Source organism: Massilia sp. LXY-5, assembly GCF_059801075.1.
In genome coordinates, this window is sequence record NZ_JBNNEH010000002.1 from 617,701 (window position 1) to 636,125 (window position 18,425).

The window sequence follows — 18,425 nt, forward strand, 5'->3', positions numbered from 1 at the left end:
GCCGCGGTTTCTGCCATCGGCTGCGCGATGCGCAAGCTTACTTCGGCGCCGCTCCCGGACCGATATGCTTGCCGAGGAAGGCCTCGAGCTTTTCGTAGAAGGCGGTGCGGTTGGCCGTGTCGTAGAAGCCGTGAGCTTCGTTCGGAGCAAGGAACCATTCCGGTGGGCGGCCGGCGGCGGTCAATGCAGCGCGCAAGGCATGGGCATGGTCCACGACGGCACGCTTGTCCTGCCCGCCGTGGACGAGGAAGACTGGCGCCTTGATGCTGGCCGCCAGCGTCACTGGTGAATTGCGGTCGAGCTCCTCCTTGTCGTCGCCGATGTATTTGCGGAAGGCGCTCGTCTTGACTGTGTCGTATCGATTGTTCTGCGGCTTGGCCAGCAGCTTGAGGTCATACACGCCTACGTAGCCGACCGCGCACTTGTAGAGCGATGGCTCGCGCGCCGCGAGCATCATCGAAGCGTAGCCGCCGAAGCTTGCGCCGTAGGCGCATACGCGTTCGCCATCTGCCATTCCCTGGGCGATGGCCCAGCGCGTTCCGTCGACGAGGTCGTCGATGATCTTTGTGCCCCACTGGCGATAACCCGCTTCCAGGAAGTTCAGCCCGCGCCCGCCCGAGCCGCGGAAGTTGACCTGCAGGACGGCATAGCCGCGGCTGGCAAGGAATTGCGCGTCTTCGTCGAAGAACCAGTTGTCGTAGGGACCGTGCGGACCGCCGTGCGGCAGGACGACCATCGGTGGCTTGGCTGCGCCGGTGCCGCGCGGTATGGTCAGGAAGCCGTGCAGTTCGAGTCCGTCGCGTGCCCGGAAGCTGATCGGGCGTCGTTCGGCCATCTGTTCCGGGTCGATTTTCTCCATCGCGGAAAACAGCATGTCGGCCTTCATCGTCTCACGGTTGAACAGATAATAGCTCCCCGGGTCGCGGTCGCTTTTTACGCTGAACAGCAGGAGCTTGCCGTCGTCGCTGTAGTCGATGAAGTTCAGGTACTCGCCAGGGAATTGGGCGCTGAGCTCCTTGTGCAGCCGCGCGTCAGCGCCGTTCTCGTCGAAGTAGCGCAGGCTGGGGATGCCGACGGCAGAGTAGGCAGCGAAGGGCAGCGAATCGCTCGTATACAGCGTGCCGCCAACGCTGCCGACGGCGTCCTGGAACAGGATACTGCGCTTGCCGGTCGCCAGGTCTTCCCGCACCAGCTGGTCAGGCTCGCCGTGGACCGAGTAGCTCGCAATGAACTCGCGATCGTCGGCGCTGAACTGGAATGGGTGGTAACGCCGGAAATCGCGCTTCTCGATCTTGTTCCAGCGGCCGCTGGCATCGTCGAAACGGAATTCGACGGCACGGGACTGGTCGTCGACGCCGGTGGCGAAGCGCGGCGTGCCGTTGTGCTGCAAGACGAAGCTGAGATCCTGCACCGGCAGGTCGGCCACCAGCTTGCGCGTGGACTTGTTGGAGTCGATGTCGTACAACAGGCTGTTCTTTCCGCGCCAGGCGTAGCTGCCGACGAAGACATGCCCATCCCGTTTGTTCGACATGCCCTCGATACTACCGTAGGCATGGTCGTCACCGTAGCGTTCCCCCTGTTTGGAATACATGAACATGTCGTATCCGAACAGGTATGCCTGCTTGCTGCCGTCGAGTTCCACCGCGACTACCTCACCGGTCATCTGCGGCGCCTCGCGCGACCCGAATTCGCGCGCCTTGGCAACGACGAGCCGGGTCGGGCTGACCCAGAAATAGTTCGCCGGCACCTCGAAAGCCTTCATGCGGATCGCCCCGGTCATTTTCATTTCCGGGACGGTATACATCATGAGGACCGGAATGAAACGGTCGCCGCTGGGCAGGCGCACCGTAATCGCCACATGCTTGCCATCCGGCGACAGGCGCGGCTGCGAAAACTGGTCTTCGTGGACGAAGTCCGCGAGGGGAACAGTCGCGTCGGCGAGGACCGGTACGACCCACAGCAAGGCTGCGCAAATGGCCGCTAGATGCATACGCATGAACGTCTCCTGATGTGTGGATCTGGATAAAATAAAAACCATAGAAGTGTTTCAGTATATCAATATATTTCAATATACAAAATTCTTTTTGACAACACGTAGTACCGGGGCTACATGCTCCTTCCATTGCATATTCGCGATTGTGCGTGCATACTCGCCAGCCCGATGAGCACCGCCTTTTTCCTCCTGCCGCCATGCCCCGCGCGACCTGACGCAGCCCGGGCCGGCGCGTCCCACGCATGAACGATACCTTCGCCCTGTTCGGCTTCGCCACCACCCCGCTCGAACTGATTTCCTTCGTCCTCGCAGTCGTCACCGTCCTGCTCAACATCCGCCAGAATCACTGGGCCTGGCTGTTCTCGATCGCTTCCTCCGCCACGTATGCGGTCGTGTTCTTCGACGCGCGCCTGTATGGCGACAGCGGCCTGCAGCTGGTCTTCATCGCGACCTCGGTCTGGGGCTGGTGGCAGTGGCTGCGCGGTGCCGGCGAGGGCGACGCGCGGCTGGTGGTCACGCGTCTGAACCGCGCCGGCTGGGCCTGGACCCTGGCTGGCTGGGCCGTGGGCTTCATCGTGCTGTCCTGGTTCCTGAAGGCGTACACAAACACCGATGTCCCCCACATGGACGGCTTCCTCACCGCCGGCAGCCTGGCCGGCACGGTGCTTCTGGCGCGTAAAAAAGTCGAGAACTGGCATGTGTGGCTGGCCGTCGACGTGCTGTATGTCGGCCTGTATGTCTACAAGGACCTGCATGTGACGGCGGTGCTGTACGCGGTCTTCGTGGTGCTGGCGGCGCGCGGCCTGGTCGCCTGGGGCAATCTGGCGAAAGCCCGGCAGGTGCAGCCATGAGCGGCGTGCGCCGCATCGCCGTGCTGGGCGCCGAGTCGTCCGGCAAGTCGACCTTGTGCCAGGCGCTGGCGCAGCGTTACGGCACGCTCTGGGTGCCCGAATACCTGCGCGAATTCGTCGATACCCACGGGCGCGTGCCCTTCGAAACGGACCAGTACGGGATCGCCCGCACCCAGCGCGCACGCGAGGACGAAGCCGCGGCGCGCGCGAACCGCTTCCTGTTCTGCGACACGACGCCGCTCATGACGGCGCTCTACAGCCGCGCCTACTGGGGCAGGGTCGACGCCGGGCTCGAACGCCTGGCGGCCACGCACGACTACGCGCTGACGCTGGTGACGGCGCCCGACACGCCCTGGATAGCGGACGGCCTGATGCGCGACTCGGAAGAGGTGCGCGAGCGCGTCTTCGGGATGGTGGAGCGGGAACTGGACGAACGCGGCATCCGCTTCGTGCTGGTGGAAGGCGACCTGCCGCACAGGCTGCGGCAGGTCGAGGCGGCGCTCAGGGTGCTGGCGCCGCTGGATGCACTTTAAAAGCCGACTTCAGAAATCGACCTGCGCCGACAGGCGGAAGGTCCGCGGTGCGCCCGGGAACAGGTAGCCTCCCAGGTCCTGGGTGACGTCGCGCCAGTAGAACTTGTCGAACAGGTTGTCGACGCGCGCGCGCAGGGTGACGTTCGTCGTGCCCATCTTCATGCCATAGGCCGCGCCGAGGCCGAACACGTGATAGCCCGGCACATCGATCGTGTTGGCCGGATCGAAGGTCTTCTTGCCTGCGTATTGCCACTGGCCGTTCACTTTCAGTCCGGGGACGCTTGCCAGCGCATACTCGGCCCAGACGGTCGTCTTCAGGTCGGGCACGTTGGTCACGCGCTTGCCGTCGAGGGTGGCGTCGCCCGTGTCTTCCTGGCGTGCGCGCAGGGCCAGCAGCGAGGCGCCGTAGGCCAGGCCGTTCGAGGCGCGCTGGGCCGACAGCTCCAGGCCGCGGTGATTGCGCTGGCCGTTACGCACAAAAGTGTTGGTCGCATCGGTATATTCCAGTCCGGAGGTGATCTGGAAGACGGCGGCGCTGACCGACACGCCTTCGCCCGCGATGCCCTTCACGCCGAACTCGAGCTGCTTCGAACGGTTTGGTCCAAGGTCCTGGTTCGCGTTCGTCGTTTCCATCGGCGCCACGCCGCCCGATTCCAGGCCGTGGGCGAGGGTGCCGTAGACATTCCAGTTCCTGGCCGGGCTGTACACCAGCGAGACGTTCGGCAGCGCGAACGACGCCTTGTCGTTCGCCCATGGCAGGTCCGCCTGCAAGCGCTGGGCGCTGTCGATCTTCACGTAGCGCAGGCCGGCATGCACGCTGAGTTCCGGCGACAGGGTGACGATATCCTGCGCATAGACGGCGCGTTCGCGGTCGCGGAAGCGCTCGTAGCGCGGGCTGAGGATCGGATCGCCAGGCGCCGGATCGGTGACCAGCGGCTGGTGAATGTTGCTGTAGCCGGCGTACTCGTAGAAATACGGGTGATTGAGCTCGTTGTAGAAATAGTCGCGCCCGCTGTTGTGGCGCTCGGCGTAGCTGGTGCCGATCGTCAGCAGGTGCCGCAGGGCGCCCGTATTCAGGTGTCCCTGCAACTGGGCCTGCACGCCGAACGGCGTCTTGCGCTCGCCCACGCTCCGGTAATCGTAGACGTCGTAGTCGCCGTTGGCGCAGTAGCCCGGATAGTAGCCATCGCCCTCGTTGCTGCAGCCGTAGGGGAAAGCGGTGAAGTCATCGCGTTTGAACCAGTGCTTGTTGGCGCTGACCGTGGCGTTCCAGTCGGCGTTCAGGCGGTAGGCGAAGCGCAGGCCGAAGTTGGCGCTGTCGGTGTCGACCGGCCTGGTCCAGGGCTGGGCATTGAGGAGCAGCTTCGGCGACACGTTCGCCGGCAGGTCGGTGCCGCGGGTCAGCTGGTAGCCGGGCGCGGTGATTTGCTCCTTGTGCTGGAAGTCCATGTCCAGCTGCAGCAGGGCGTCCGGCGTGATCTGCCAGTCGAAAGCGCCGGAGGCGAACTGGCGCTCGCCGTCGGCGCCGCGCACGTAGGAGCGCAGGCGGTCGGCGGCGGCATTGATGCGGTAGCCGAAGCGCTTGTCGTCGAAACGCCCGCCGATGTCCGCTTCTGCGTGGAGGGTGCCGCGCTCGCGCGCTTCCACCGTGACCGAACGCAGCGGCGTGTCGGTCGGGCGCTTGGTCACGAAGTTGATCACGCCGCCCGGCGCGGCCAGGCCAGCCTGCAGGCCGGCCACGCCCTTGAGCAGCTCGACACGCTCCTTGTTCTCGAGCGGGATCTGGGTGTCGCCGGGGATGGCGATGCCGTCCTTGCGGTAGCCCGAATTGGTGTTCAGCTTGAAGCCGCGCACCGAGAACTGCTCGGCATAGCCGACCGCGTTGTAGGCGTCGCCGACCGAGGCGTCGTATTGCACGGCTTCGCTGGCGGAGCGGATCGACAGGGCCTGCATCTGGCTGCGGTCGATGGCGACCACCGAGGCCGGGACGTCCATCAGCGGCAGGTCGGCGAAGCTGCCGATGGCGGCGCGGTCGGCGGCGGGTTTGCTGCCGGTGACCAGCACCGAGGCGACCGGCGCCGGTTCCGCGGTTTGCGCCTGGACGGCGAATACCTGCGCGAGGGCACAGGCGAGGAGGGAATGCTTGAAGACGGGTTTCATTGGTTTGCTCGCTTTCGCGCGCCACATTGGAGGGCGCACTGCTTTTTTGGAAAAGCCGGAGCCAACGTGGGGGAAGGGCAAACAAGGTGTGAACTGCTTGGCGCGCTTTCCTTCGCTGGCATTATCCAGATCAGGTACGAAGGGTATCTCTCACCCGGAACAACGTTCCAGGACCCCTAGCGAGGCAGCAGTGTAACACGGGTGGCGAAAAGCGTGGTGGTTCTGCCAATGGCCAGTTCGGTGGCCGGGCGGGTCCGCCCCAGGGTTTGTGGCTTGCCTACACCCCCACCGTCTCCCGCAACGGCGCCGCATGCTCGTGATGCGAGCGCGCATGCAGCAGGTGGCGCTGCAGCGTCGCGCGCGTGCTCTCGCCGATGGCGCGCCAGTATTCGCGGCGCTGGGCGGCACGCTTGCGGTGCTTCGAGGGCATGTCGGCCAGCGGTTTCAGGTAGAAGGGCAGGGCGACCAGCCAGGCCCTGCCGGGCAGTTCGACGCCGCCCAGGATCTTCCAGAAGCCGTCATAGGCATTCACGAACTGCTTGACCTCCTCCGGATCCCAGGCGATATGCGAGGTGGCCTTCACGGCCAGGACCTGCTCCAGGCCGACCGCCTGCGCCAGGCCCTGCATCGCCGCGAAGCAGAAGAAGCTCGGCGAATTGTTCGGGAAGCCGGTCTCGAAGGCGTCGAAGGCCTCGCCCGAGTCGGTCCAGCGGCCCTGGTTGCGCGCGATGAAAGGTACGAGCGAAGGCCCGGCCGCTGCCGGCACGCCGGCGATCGCAGCGTCGATCCACGAAAAGGACAGGCGGTGCAGCACCTTGCCGTCGGCGATCAGCGCGATCGTCAGGTCGCCCTCGGCATTCATGCGCGAGGCCATCTCGAGCCGGATCAGGAAGGCGTGTTCGCCGACGCCGTGCTGCCACAGGGTCAGGCCGCCCTCGGCATACACGGCCGCCTTGTAGGCCGCGTCGAAGGTCGCCTCTTCGAAGCGGTAGTGCGACAGCACGCATTGCACGCGCTGGCGTGCGCTCAGACCCCGCAGCAGGTAGCCGCGGTGGCTCAGGTGGTGAAAGGGGTCGTCGTTCGGCGCGCGCATCACGTGGTTGCGGTAGACGTCGAGCCGGCACAGCGCGGCGTGGGCCCGGTAGTAGCGCAGAACGCGGGCGCTGCGCAGTACCGTCAGCAGCCAGGACGAGAAGGACAGCGCGCTGCGGCGGGCCAGCCAATAACGAGTCAGGTGAGCGAAGATCATGGAACGCTCCGTGGTAGACGGCGGGTTGCGGACAGCTTCATGGTGTCCCAGCCTGCCGGGTCCAGCGGTGAGATTGCTCAATGGAAACAAATTCTCTGTAGCAATATTTTGGACAGGCTCTTCCCCGTCTTGCGTACGCATCGTCAGCATCGTGTCCTGTTCCCAAGTCTGCTTTTCTTGTCGAAAATCTACATTCCCAATTGCAAGATTAGCACGGCGCGCGCGCTGCCTCGCCAAATTCTGCTCCATACTGCCTTTCCCAGGCAGAGGAGGACGCGATGGCATACGAACTGTTCTATTGGCCCGGCATCCAGGGACGGGGCGAATTCGTCCGGCTGGCGCTCGAGGAAGCGGGAGAGGATTACGAAGACGTGGCGCGCGGGCCGGGCGGCACGGACGCGCTGATGGCAGCGCTGAAGGAAGGCCCGACGCCCAGTTTCGCGCCGCCATTCCTGCGTGCCGACGGCATGACGATCGGCCAGACGGCGGCGATCCTGCTGTATCTGGGCGAGCGCCACGGCCTGGCGCCGCGGGAGCCGGCGGGGCGCCTGTGGACGCATCAGTTGCAGCTGACGATCGCCGACCTGGTCGCCGAGGCCCACGACACGCACCATCCGGTCGGCAGCGGTTTGTACTACGAGGACCAGAAGGAGGAAGCGCTGCGCCGCGCGCAGGATTTCACGTCGGCGCGCATCCCGAAATTCTTCGACTATTTCAGCCGCGTCCTCGGCGAGAAGGATTACCTGCTCGGTCCTGAGCTCACCTATGCCGACCTCTCGCTGTTCCAGGTGCTGGAAGGGCTGGCCTACGCATTCCCGCAAGCGACTGCCCGCGCGCTGGCGCAGCATCCGAACCTGGAGGCGCTGCGGCGGCGCGTTACGGCGCGTCCGCGCATCGCCGCTTATCTGCGTTCGCCGCGCCGGATTCCGTTCAACGACGACGGGATTTTCCGGCGCTATCCGGAACTCGACAGTTGAATCAATCCCAATCCGGCGCGAAGTCCGGGCTGACCAGACGCTCGCCACGATCGAGTGCGTCGATGGCGGCCAGGTCCTCCGTTCCCAGCACCAGTGCGCGCGCCGCCAGGTTGCTCGCCAAATTCTCGCGCCGGGTCGAGGACGGGATGACCGTGTAGCCCCGCGCCAGCAGCCAGGCCAGCGTGACCTGGGCGGCTGTCGCGTTCCGGCGCGCCGCGATCCTGCCGATGACCGGGTCGGCGAGTACCTTGCCATAGGCGAGCGGCATGTAGGCCGTCAGGGGAATGCCGTGTTCGCGGGCGAAGGCGGCCACCGTGCGGTTCTGCAGGTAAGGATGAAGTTCGACCTGGTTGGTGGCGATGTTCGCCGCCCCGACTGCATCGATCGCTTCCTTCACCAGCGGGATCGTGAAGTTCGAGACGCCGATCGCGCGCGTCAGGCCCAGGTCCCGCGCTGCGAGCAGCGCCGCCATCGATTCGGCCACCGGCACCGCGCGGCTTGGGGACGGCCAGTGGACCAGGGTGAGGTCGAGCCGTTCGAGGCGCAGCTTGCGCAGGCTTTCCTTCAGGCTGGGGATCAGGGCGTCGCCGGCCAGGTGTTCGGTCCAGATCTTGGTGGTGACGAAGACCTCGCCGCGCGGCACGCCGCTCTCCGCCAGGGCCTGGCCGACTTCAGCCTCGTTGCCGTAGATCTGGGCGGTGTCGATGTGGCGGTAGCCGAGGTCGAGGGCGTTGGCGACGCTGTCGATGGCGGCCTGGCCTTGCAGGCGGAAGGTGCCGGCGCCGATGAGGGGCATGTGCATGATGGATCCTTTTTCAGAAATTAAACGAGTTCCGCTTCCTTGGCGGCGGCCTGCGTGCGGCCGGCATCGGACGAGTCGCGCCGGTCGAGCCGGCCCGCCAGCGTGGTCAGTGCCAGCGCGCCGACCACGACCAGGGCGCCGATCGGCGGCGTCGCCATCAGGCCGAGGTGCTTGATGGCCATGCCGCCGCCCCAAGCGCCCAGCGCGATGCCGAGGTTGAAGGCGGCGATGTTCAGGCCCGAGGCCATGTCCACCGCATGCGGCACGTCGCGCTCGGCGCGCTGTACGACATACAGCTGCAGGGCCGGCACGTTGCCGAAGGCGACCGCGCCCCAGGCCAGCACGGTGGCCACGACCAGCACCGGATGCGGCGCGGTAAAGCTCAGGACGGCGAGTACGGCGGCCAGCAGCGCGAACACGATCTGCAATGCGCGCACCGGGCCCTTCCGGTCGGCCAGGCGTCCGCCCCAGATATTCCCGGCCGCCACCGACACGCCATAGACCAGCATCACCAGGCTGACGCTGCCCGGTGCAAAGCCGGCCACGTCCTGCAGGATCGGCGCGAGATAGGTGAAGGCGATGAATGTACCGCCATAGCCGAGCGTGGTGATCGCATACACGAGCAGCAGGCGCGGCTGTTTCAGGACGGCGAACTGGCTGCCGAGACTGGCCGGCTTGGCGCCGGCGATGTTGGCGGGAACCAGCAGCGCGCTGCCGATCATCGCGACGATGCCCAGCGCGGCGACCGCCAGGAAGGTCGACTGCCAGCCGAATTGCTGCCCGATCCAGGTTCCCAGCGGCACGCCGGTGACCAGGGCAACGGTCAAGCCCGTAAACATCAGGGCGATCGCGCTGGCCGCCTTTTCCTTCGGCACCAGACTGGTGGCGATGGTCGAGCCGATCGAGAAGAACACGCCGTGCGCGAGGCCGGTCAGCACGCGCGCGGCCATCAGGGCGCCGTAGCCGGGCGCGATCGAGGCGACCAGGTTGCCGGCGGTGAACAGCAGCATCAGGCCGATCAATAACTTCTTGCGGGGGACGCGGGCGGTGAGGGCGGTCAGCAGCGGCGCGCCGACGGCAACGCCGAGCGCATACATGCTCACCAGCAGGCCGGCGGAAGGGACGGACACGCCGAGGCTGGCGGCCACGTCGGGAATCAGCCCGACGATGACGAATTCGGTGGTGCCGATGGCAAAGGCGCTCAGGGTAAGCGCCCACAGGGCGAGTGGCATGATTTCTCCAGAAATGGGGGACAGGCACGCAGTCTGAAGGAGTCGCCGCCGGAGAAAAATCCCTTGCCGTACAATATACTTTTGCTTGGGAGTCAATAATGATCGACGTAGACGCCCTGATTGCATTTGCCGCCGTCATGGATACGGGGTCGTTTTCCGGCGCCGCCGTCCGCCTCGACCAGACGCCCTCGGGCGTCTCGCGCACGATCGCGCGCCTGGAAAAGCATCTCGGCCTGACCTTGCTGCACCGGACCACGCGCCGCCTGCAGCTCACCGACGAGGGCGCCTGGTTTCTGGAGCGGACGCGCACCCTGCTGGCCGACCTGGCCAGTACCGAGGCCGAGGCGGCCGCGCGCCGCTCCCAGCCCTCGGGCCTGGTGCGCGTGAACGCGGCCACGCCCACGCTCGACCATCTGCTGGCGCCGCTGGTGCCGGCCTTTCTCGACGCCTATCCGCTGGTGCAGCTGGAGCTGACGAGCGGGGAGACGGTGGTCGACCTGATCGAGGAGCGCGCCGATATGGCGATTCGCATCGGCACCTTGCCGGACTCGACCTTGAACGCCCGCCGTCTCGGCAGCAGCCGGGTGCAGGTGCTGGCCGCCCCCGCTTATCTGGAACGGTATGGCAGGCCCGGCAGCGTGGCGGAACTGGCGCGCCACCGCCTGCTGGGCTTTTCGAAGCCGGCGACCCTGAACACCTGGCCGCTGGCGCACGCGGGAGCCGAGGGCTATACGATCGCCCCAGGCATCACCGCATCGAGCGGCGAGACGGTGCGCCACCTGGCGCTCGCCGGCGCAGGAATCGCCGCGCTGTCGGAGTTCCTGACGCGCGCCGACCAGGCCGCGGGGCGGCTGGTCCCGGTACTGGAGGAAGCGACCCTGGCATGGTCGCAGCCGGTCTGGGCCGTCTTCTACAAACAGGGTGCGCTGGCGCCGCGCGTGGCGGCGCTGGTCGATTTCCTGGCGCGCGAACTGGAAGCGGTGCTGGGCGGCCGGTCCTGATGCGGCCTGGCGCAGCGCAGCATGGATTCTCATTGCACGAACTTCCAACTGGCGCTACGCTCATACGGCAGCACTGTATAAAAACCCATGACTATCCATCCATCCTGAAAGGAACAGCGCCATGAATTCCGAGGTCAAACCGGTCGAAGAGGGCATGCACACGGTCACCCCCCATCTCGTCTGCGCCAATTGTGCAGAGGCAATCGAGTTCTACAAGAAGGCTTTCGGCGCCATCGAAGTCATGCGCTCGCCGATGCCGGACGGGAAAATCGGCCATGCCCAGCTGCGTATCGGCGACTCGCCCCTGTTCCTGGCCGACGAATTCCCGGACTACGGTTCCCACAGCCCGCTGAGCCTGAAGGGCAGCCCGGTGACGATCCACCTGTCGGTGCCGAATGTGGACGAGATCTGGAACAGCGCCAGGGCGGCCGGCGCCACCGTGCGCATGGAACTGGCCGACATGTTCTGGGGCGACCGCTACGGCCAGCTCGACGATCCTTTCGGCCACCGCTGGTCGATGGCCACGCATATCCGCGACGTGTCGCCCGCGGAAATGGAAGAGGCGATGAAGGCGATGGGGACCGACTGCGCCTGAGCGGTTTTTGCGGGCGCGCCTGAGCTCACAGTCAGACCGTGCCCGCCGCGTGCAGGTGCTCGTACAGGATCAGGCTGCCGATCACGATCAGCACCACGCCGCCGACGATCTCGGCGCGCTTGCCGACCAGGGCGCCCAGACCGCGCCCCAGCATCACGCCAAGCGTGACCATGATAAAGGTGGCGCAGCCGATCGCGGCGGCGACCACGAAGATGTTGGCGTCGATGAAGGCCAGGCCGGCGCCGACGATCAGGGCGTCGATGCTGGTCGCCACGCCGGTGACGGCCAGGCGCAGGAAGGAGTGGCTGTTCGGCTTTTCTTCTTCCAGCTCGGGTTCGCCCCAGCCCTCATGGATCATGCGCAGGCCGAGCGCGCCCAGCAGCACGAAAGCGATCCAGTGGTCCCAGGCTTCGACATAGGGGGCAGCAGCGTTGCCGAGCACCCAGCCGAGCAGGGGCGTGAGGCCTTCGATGACGCCGAAGATGGCGCCGGTGCGCAGGGCCTCGCGCAGGTGCGGACGTTGCAATGCCGCGCCCTTGCCCACGGCGGCGGCGAAAGCGTCGGTGGACATGGCGAGGGCGAGGGAGGCGGTAGCTACGAAATTCATGGGGTCTTTCCGTCGGGCGAACGCAGAGGCAGGCCCGCGCGGCCCGAACACGCACGCGGACATGCCAAAGGTCTTGCCAACCGAAGAGCGTGTGAAAAAATCGCCATGGCTGCGTTGCATCGTCTCGCCGTACTTACGTACTGTCTTCGACAATGCGCCTTGCCCTGACGATTTTTTCACACGCTCGAGCGGCTGCCCGTACCACGGCGCGCAAGGTATAAATAAGCGCCGAGTATGTTGATACGGGAACTTCCTGCGCACTGACGTGGCGGAAGCAGGCTACTCCCCAATGGATGGCGGTATTGTAACCGAGGCCGGATGGAAAAGCTCAGCAATTAGGGTCCATGCACGCACACGTGAGCATTTGCACAAGATTGCATCGCCACGTAGACTGGACCGCAGCATGACCGCCGCGGCGCTTTCGACAGCTGGCAGCCGGCGGCACCGAATCCATTTCAGGAGAACAATTTGGACCACCACGACGACCCCTCGGCACTCGACATCGTGATCGTGCCGCCCACGCACGACCTGGGCGACGGCTTTCAGGTACGGCGCGCCCTGCCCAGCCGCCAGCGGCGCATGGTGGGACCCTTCGTCTTCCTCGACCAGATGGGCCCGCACGTGTTCGAGCCCGGGCGCGGCCTCGACGTGCGGCCCCATCCGCACGTCTGTCTCGCCACCGTCACCTATCTGTTCGACGGCGAGATCCTGCACCGCGACAGCCTCGGCAGCGTGCAGGCGATCCGGCCCGGTGAAGTGAACTGGATGACGGCCGGGCGCGGCATCGTCCACTCGGAGCGCACCGACAGCCTGCTGCGCCAGGGGCGGTCGAATTTGTTCGGCCTGCAATGCTGGGTGGCGCTGCCCTCGAAACACGAGGAAACCGATCCCGCCTTTGCCCACATCGAAGCCGGCGCCTTGCCCTTCATCGAAGCGGAGGGCGTCGAAGCGCGCGTCGTGGCCGGCAGCTTCTGGGGCCGGCGCGCGCCGGTCGGCACCTTGTCGGACATGTTCTATGTCGACGTCAGGCTGAAAGCCGGGGCGCGCATCGCGATGCCGCCGGAATACCCGGAACAGGCGATCTATATTGTCGAAGGCCGCCTCGACCTGGGACGCGACGGCGTGTTCGAGCCCGGCCAGCTGGTCGTGCTCAAGCCCGGTGCCGAAGTGATGCTGGGCGCTCCGGGGCCAGGGCCGACACGCATCATGCTGCTCGGCGGCGAGCCGATGGATGGGCCGCGCTTCCTGTCCTGGAATTTCGTCGCCAGTTCCGAGGACCGCATCGAACAGGCCAAGCGCGACTGGAAGGCCGGCGCCTTTCCCCAGGTGCCGGGCGAAACCGAATTCATCCCATTGCCGGAGTCACAGGGTAAGCCCGTACGTTATCCTTGAAATAAGTCCCCTCCAGCAAGACTGGAACCGGCGCGCTATGATCCAGGGCTCATCCATATCAAAGGAGCAAGCCGTGCGCCGGATTCTCAACCTGATCGACCAGCCAGACGCGAAGGTGGCAGCATGAACGCCGCCGACGTCCAGCGCATCGCCGCCTTTTCCGACGGCCAGCAGGGCGGCAACCCGGCCGGGGTCTGGATCGGCGACGCCCTGCCGCCCGACTCCACGATGCAGCGCATCGCCCACGAAATCGGCTACTCGGAGACCGCCTTCGCCGCGCCGCTCGGCGATGGCTGGCGGGTGCGCTATTTTTCTCCCGAATCCGAGGTGCCGTTCTGCGGGCACGCCACCATCGCGCTCGGCGCCGCGCTGGCCGCCAGCCATGGCGACGGCGTCTATCCGCTGGCGCTGAACGATGCCGCCATCACGGTCGAGGGCCGGCGCAGCATCCAGCCCGGCGGCACCGTGCTGACCTCGGCCGCGCTGCAGTCGCCGCCGACCCGCAGCGCACCCGCTCCCGAGGCGGTCGTCGCGCGCGCGCTGGCCCTGTTCGGGTACCAGCCCGAGGACCTCGATCCGCGCATCCCGCCGGCCCTGGCCCATGGCGGGGCAGGACACCTGGTGCTGGCGCTGCGCAGCCGCGCGCTGCTGGCGGCCATGCGCTACGAGCTCGACGCGGGGCGGCAGTTCATGCGCGAACTCGGCATCGTCACCGTCGTGCTGGTGTTCGCGGAAAGCACCACGCTTTTCCATACGCGCAATCCATTTGCCTCCGGCGGCGTCTACGAGGACCCGGCCACCGGCGCCGGCACCGCGGCACTGGCGGGCTACCTGCGCGACCTCGACTGGCCGCATGGCGGCGCCATCGACATCGTGCAGGGCGAAGACATGGGCATGCGCTCGCGCCTGCGCGCCGAGATCGGAGCGGAGGCGGGCGGATCGATCCGGGTCTCGGGCACGGCCAGGTCCTTGCAGCGCATGTAAGTACGACAAGACGGCCTGTGGCTTGTTGTACTGACTCTTAATTGTTATGAAATTTGAATTAAGGGGGAAAAGCCCGCTTGCTCAACAGTTAGATATTTCTCCAAAGATTGATAATTGTCACAAGTCAAGTGTTTTCCCCCAACATTCAAGGAGTTATCGATCATGGAGCTGTGCCAAGCCAACCCAACCGCCCAAGGAAACGCTGATGCGATCCGCCCTTTCGGTGGTCAACAGGGCACGCAGCCAGCGATCGAGCGCCTGCCGTTCACGATTCGCCGCGTCGAAACCGAGGATGATCTGCTGAAGGCAGTGCGCATCCGCCACGCCGCCTACGCACGCCACGTACCGGAGTTTGCACGCACCCTGGCGCTGCCGGAAGCGGCCGACTACGAAAGCGACACCATCGTCCTGCTGGCCGAGTCCAAGCTGGACGGCTCGCCGATGGGCAGCACGCGCATCCGCACCAACCTGTTCCGTCCGCTGGGGGTGGAAGAATCGGTCGAGCTGCCGGACTGGCTGCAGGGCCGCCGCCTGGTCGAGGCAACCCGCCTCGGCATCGACGAAGGCCGCACCGGCCGCATGGTCAAGATGGCACTGATCAAGGCCTGCTTCAAGTATTGCCAGCAAAACGATATCGAGTGGTCGGTCGCCACCGGCCGCCCGACCGTGGCGCGCCAGTATGAGCAGCTGCTGTTCTCGGACGTGTTCCCGGGGCAGGGCGCGATTCCGCTGGCGCACGTCGGCAACATCGAGCACCGCGTGATGGCCTTCGAGATCGAGACCTTCGAGGCGCGCTGGGCCGCGGCACGCCATCCGCTGTACAAGTTCTTCTTCGATACCCAGCATCCGGACATCGACGTCGGCCCGAAGGTCGAGCCGCGCCTGACCCGCGTGCGCTTCCCGCAACGTGCCCCGGCAGCAGTCGCCGGCGCGGGCCACCAGGGCCTGGCATTCGCCTGAGCTTCGAGCTCATCAGCGATATTGCATGACGGCATCACGCTAAAGCTGTATCCTTGCGCTTGATCAGACTGCGGAAGCTTCCACCGCAGTTTTTGAGTTGCTTGTGATATTGCCCATGCCCAAATCCTCCGACCCGACACGCAGTCCAGTTTCCCTCATGGCCAACCTGGCCATGGAGCGGGTGCTGCGCGTATTCGCGTATTACCTGATACCGATCGGCATCGGCCTGTTTTCCGTGATCGCCCTGTTGTTCTGGCATAACCAGTACAACGTGACCGAGCCTGCCGGGCTGCCGCTACGCGTGCTGCAGCAGCGAGGCGAAGCCGAGCCGGCCGCCGTCCCGGGCCCGAGCCCGGCGGCGATCCTGGCGCAGATCGGCACCCAGCCGCCCGTGCCCGGCTTCGACACCAAGCTCAGCGAGCGTCCGGTCTGGTTCAGTTTTTCGCCGATGTCGGCCTCGGTCGAACAGGACGTCATCGAATTCCCCTCGCGCCACGCGCTGTCGATCCGTTGCTGGGACGCCACAACCCTCCGCCCCCTGGGCGAGGCCAGCCGCAGCCATGCGACCGGCGCGATCGATCCGGTCAAAGCCGGCTTCGCGCTGCGCATGGCGCGCCTGCCGTCGCAAGTTTTGTGTAGCGGCACCTTCGCCGGTCCCGCCCGTTTGAGCGTGGCGCAATGGCCATCCGAACAATTCGCCTTGTCGGTCGAGCAATATCACCGCAAGTCGGGGCTGCTCGACGGCGGCATGATCGTGCTGGCCCTGTTCGTACTGCTGACCGCGCTGATCAACCGCCAGCCTTTGTATGTGCTGTTCTCGGGCTGGCTGATCCTGAACCTGCGCATCGGCGCGCTCTCGGCCGGCTGGGACATCCAGTGGCTGGGGCAGAGCATTCCCGCCGACTGGCTGTTGACCTCGCGCTCGGTGACGATCACGCTGTACGGCATCGCGACGCTCACCCTGTACCAGACCCTGCTGCGCGAAAGCCTGGAAGACTTGCGCTATGCGGCCCCGATGCGCGTCATGCAGTGGCTGTGCCTGCCGATGCTGGCGGCGGCCGTGCTGGTTCCTTACCGCGTCTATTTACCGATGCTGTGGGTGATTTGCGCCTGCTGCCTGTCGATGATGACGGTGGGCCTGTTCAAGGTGATCGTCGAATCGCGCAACCGGGTCGCGTCCTGGTTCGCCGCCTCGTTCGCGCTGACCTTCGTCGCCTCGCTGGCCGAGATCGTCTCGGCGGCGCTCGGCATGCACGAAGTCATCGGCGTGATCAACAGCGTGACGGCGGCCCTGGCCTCGAGCCTGCTGGCCGCGCTCGCGGTGGCCGAGCAGATGCGCGCGGAAACGGAAAAGCGCGAGGAAGCCCAGCAAAAGCTGGAGCATGCCTACGAGGCGATGCCGGTCGGCCTGTTCACCCTGGATATGTACGGCCACTTCCAGAGTGCCAATCCGGCGCTGCGCAAGATGCTGGGCGCGGACAGTTTCGAGCTCGGCCGTACCGCCTGGCGCCATTTCTTCAGCGAAAACGTCTGGATGGAGCTCCATGAGCAGGTGCATGGCCGCAGCGATGCCGAGCTCGAGATCGCCAACCGCGACGGCAGCCGTCGCTTCCTGGTCAGCGCTACCCTGGCGCGCGGACGCATCGAAGGCGTGCTGCAGGACGTCACCGAGAAGCACAAGGCCACCGAGCAATTGCGCTTCATGGCCAACAACGATCCGCTGACCAAGGTCTTCAACCGGCGTGGCATCGAGAAGATGTTCGAGGGCGCGGCCACCTCGCTGGCGGCGGGCAAGCCGATGGCGATCGCCTACATCGACCTCGACCGTTTTAAACTGATCAACGACCTGTTCGGCCATGGCGCCGGCGACGAAGTGCTGAAACAAGTCTGCGAGCGCATGGCGATGATGCTGGCCGGCGGCCAGCAGATCGGCCGCGTCGGCGGCGACGAATTCGTCATCGTCATGCCGGACACGGCCATCCCGCTGGCCTCGCTGATCTGCCGCGGCATTGTCGACCGTATCGGCGGCACGCCATACCGGGTCGGCGACAAGGCCTTCCACGTGCGCGGTTCGGTCGGCTTGATCGAAGTGTCGAACGGGATGCCGATGAAGGATGCCATCTCCGCCGCCGACCGCGCCTGCCGCTCGGCCAAGGAATCAAGCGACGGCCTGGTCGTGTACGAACGCAATGCCGCCGCCTTCCACGAGCGCGAAGCCGAGCTGAACCTCGTGGCGCGCCTGCAGGGGCCGAACGCGACCGACGGCCTGTTCCTGGAAATGCAGCCGATCATGTCGCTGAAGAATCCGGGCGAGTCGCTGAATTTCGAGGTGCTGCTGCGCATGCGCGGGCTCGACGGCCGCGTGCTGCCGGCCGGCCCGCTGATCGGCGCGGCCGAGAAGTGCGGACGCGCCAGCGTGATCGACCGCTGGGTGCTGACCACGACCCTGGGCTGGATCGCCGAAAACATCTCGCGCCTGCCGCATACCCGGTTCGTCTGCATGAATTTGTCGGGCGCGTCGCTCAATGACGAGCGCTTCGTGGCCGATACGCTGGAGATCCTGGCCCGCCACGTGCACGTGGCCAGCCGCCTGTGCATGGAAATCACCGAGAGCGTCGCCTTGCACGACCTCGACAACACGCGCCGCTTCATCGACCAGGTGCGCAATTTCGGCGTGAAAGTGGCGCTCGACGACTTCGGCGCCGGCTACACCTCCTTCTCCTACCTGAAGGAACTCCCGGCCGACGTGCTGAAGATCGACGGCCAGTTCGTCGTCAACATCAATGCGCACCCGGCGAACGTGGCGATCGTCGAGGCCATCGTCAGCCTGGCGGTGAATCTGGGCATGAAGACGATCGCCGAGTGGGCCGAGGATGCCGCCACCGTGCAGACCCTGGCCGAGATCGGCGTCGACTATGTACAGGGCTGGGCCGTGGCGCGCTCGCAGCCGCCGGAGCGCATGCTGACCGCCGCCTCGTCGGCCAGCTTCATCCAGGATCCGGAACTGATCGAGATGTTGCCGACGCTGGGGCGCGGCGCCGCGCTGGATCTGCATGGGATCATGAAGCTGCATTGATTCCTGGGGCGCG

At 65.9% G+C, this 18,425-nt stretch carries 15 protein-coding genes and 1 riboswitch; of the genes, 9 read left to right on the forward strand and 6 right to left on the reverse strand.

The features are described from left to right. Positions 1-37 precede the first annotated feature (37 nt). The gene (locus ACI48I_RS06295; protein WP_498573653.1) at positions 38-1,996 is read right to left on the reverse strand and encodes an alpha/beta hydrolase family protein; all 1,959 of its coding nucleotides are present in this window, start codon (positions 1,994-1,996) and stop codon (positions 38-40) included. A gap of 239 nt (positions 1,997-2,235) precedes the next feature. Between ACI48I_RS06295 and pnuC the strand changes: the two genes are divergently transcribed. Beyond that, on the forward strand, positions 2,236-2,844 hold the full coding sequence (pnuC, locus tag ACI48I_RS06300; RefSeq protein ID WP_498573654.1) for a nicotinamide riboside transporter PnuC: 609 nt from the start codon (positions 2,236-2,238) through the stop codon (positions 2,842-2,844). Continuing rightward, positions 2,841-3,377 (forward strand): AAA family ATPase, encoded by a 537-nt coding sequence (locus ACI48I_RS06305; RefSeq protein WP_193685085.1) that lies wholly within the window; start codon positions 2,841-2,843, stop codon positions 3,375-3,377. Before pnuC ends, ACI48I_RS06305 begins: the two co-directional genes overlap by 4 nt. 9 nt (positions 3,378-3,386) lie before the next feature. Here the strand turns inward: ACI48I_RS06305 and ACI48I_RS06310 are convergent, their stop codons facing one another. Beyond that, a complete protein-coding gene (locus ACI48I_RS06310) occupies positions 3,387-5,537 on the reverse strand; it encodes a TonB-dependent siderophore receptor (protein ID WP_193685086.1) in 2,151 nt (716 codons plus the stop codon). 90 nt (positions 5,538-5,627) lie between these two features. Further along, a riboswitch (TPP riboswitch) is annotated at positions 5,628-5,725 on the reverse strand. Between the two features lie 89 nt (positions 5,726-5,814). Beyond that, complete coding sequence (locus ACI48I_RS06315) at positions 5,815-6,786, reverse strand: DUF535 family protein (protein WP_193685087.1); 972 nt, start codon at positions 6,784-6,786, stop codon at positions 5,815-5,817. A gap of 278 nt (positions 6,787-7,064) precedes the next feature. Between ACI48I_RS06315 and ACI48I_RS06320 the strand changes: the two genes are divergently transcribed. Next, positions 7,065-7,763: a glutathione S-transferase gene (locus ACI48I_RS06320; protein ID WP_498573655.1), complete on the forward strand. Its 699-nt coding sequence runs from the start codon at positions 7,065-7,067 to the stop codon at positions 7,761-7,763. 1 nt (position 7,764) lies between these two features. Here ACI48I_RS06320 and dkgB read toward each other — a convergent pair whose 3' ends face one another. Further along, a complete protein-coding gene (dkgB, locus tag ACI48I_RS06325; protein WP_193685093.1) occupies positions 7,765-8,565 on the reverse strand; it encodes a 2,5-didehydrogluconate reductase DkgB in 801 nt (266 codons plus the stop codon). A gap of 20 nt (positions 8,566-8,585) precedes the next feature. Next, on the reverse strand, positions 8,586-9,797 hold the full coding sequence (locus ACI48I_RS06330) for an MFS transporter (protein WP_498573656.1): 1,212 nt from the start codon (positions 9,795-9,797) through the stop codon (positions 8,586-8,588). 98 nt (positions 9,798-9,895) lie between these two features. On the opposite strand from ACI48I_RS06330, the gene ACI48I_RS06335 reads away from it, so the two are divergent. After that, positions 9,896-10,798: a LysR family transcriptional regulator gene (locus ACI48I_RS06335; RefSeq protein WP_193685095.1), complete on the forward strand. Its 903-nt coding sequence runs from the start codon at positions 9,896-9,898 to the stop codon at positions 10,796-10,798. A gap of 121 nt (positions 10,799-10,919) precedes the next feature. Then, positions 10,920-11,393, forward strand: a complete 474-nt coding sequence (locus tag ACI48I_RS06340; RefSeq protein ID WP_498573657.1) for a VOC family protein — start codon at positions 10,920-10,922, stop codon at positions 11,391-11,393. A gap of 31 nt (positions 11,394-11,424) precedes the next feature. Here the strand turns inward: ACI48I_RS06340 and mntP are convergent, their stop codons facing one another. Then, positions 11,425-12,000 (reverse strand): manganese efflux pump MntP, encoded by a 576-nt coding sequence (mntP, locus tag ACI48I_RS06345; RefSeq protein ID WP_498573658.1) that lies wholly within the window; start codon positions 11,998-12,000, stop codon positions 11,425-11,427. A gap of 468 nt (positions 12,001-12,468) precedes the next feature. Here mntP and ACI48I_RS06350 point away from each other — a divergent pair, with 468 nt between their 5' ends. From ACI48I_RS06350 to ACI48I_RS06365, 4 genes are all read left to right on the forward strand, one after another. Beyond that, the gene (locus ACI48I_RS06350) at positions 12,469-13,392 is read left to right on the forward strand and encodes a pirin family protein (protein WP_498573659.1); all 924 of its coding nucleotides are present in this window, start codon (positions 12,469-12,471) and stop codon (positions 13,390-13,392) included. 123 nt (positions 13,393-13,515) lie between these two features. Beyond that, positions 13,516-14,376, forward strand: coding sequence for a PhzF family phenazine biosynthesis protein (locus ACI48I_RS06355; RefSeq protein ID WP_498573660.1), 861 nt, complete (start codon positions 13,516-13,518; stop codon positions 14,374-14,376). 162 nt (positions 14,377-14,538) lie between these two features. Then, the gene (locus tag ACI48I_RS06360; protein WP_498573661.1) at positions 14,539-15,336 is read left to right on the forward strand and encodes an N-acyl amino acid synthase FeeM domain-containing protein; all 798 of its coding nucleotides are present in this window, start codon (positions 14,539-14,541) and stop codon (positions 15,334-15,336) included. 115 nt (positions 15,337-15,451) lie between these two features. Further along, positions 15,452-18,412, forward strand: coding sequence for a putative bifunctional diguanylate cyclase/phosphodiesterase (locus ACI48I_RS06365; RefSeq protein WP_498573662.1), 2,961 nt, complete (start codon positions 15,452-15,454; stop codon positions 18,410-18,412). The last annotated feature ends 13 nt before the right edge of the window (positions 18,413-18,425 follow it).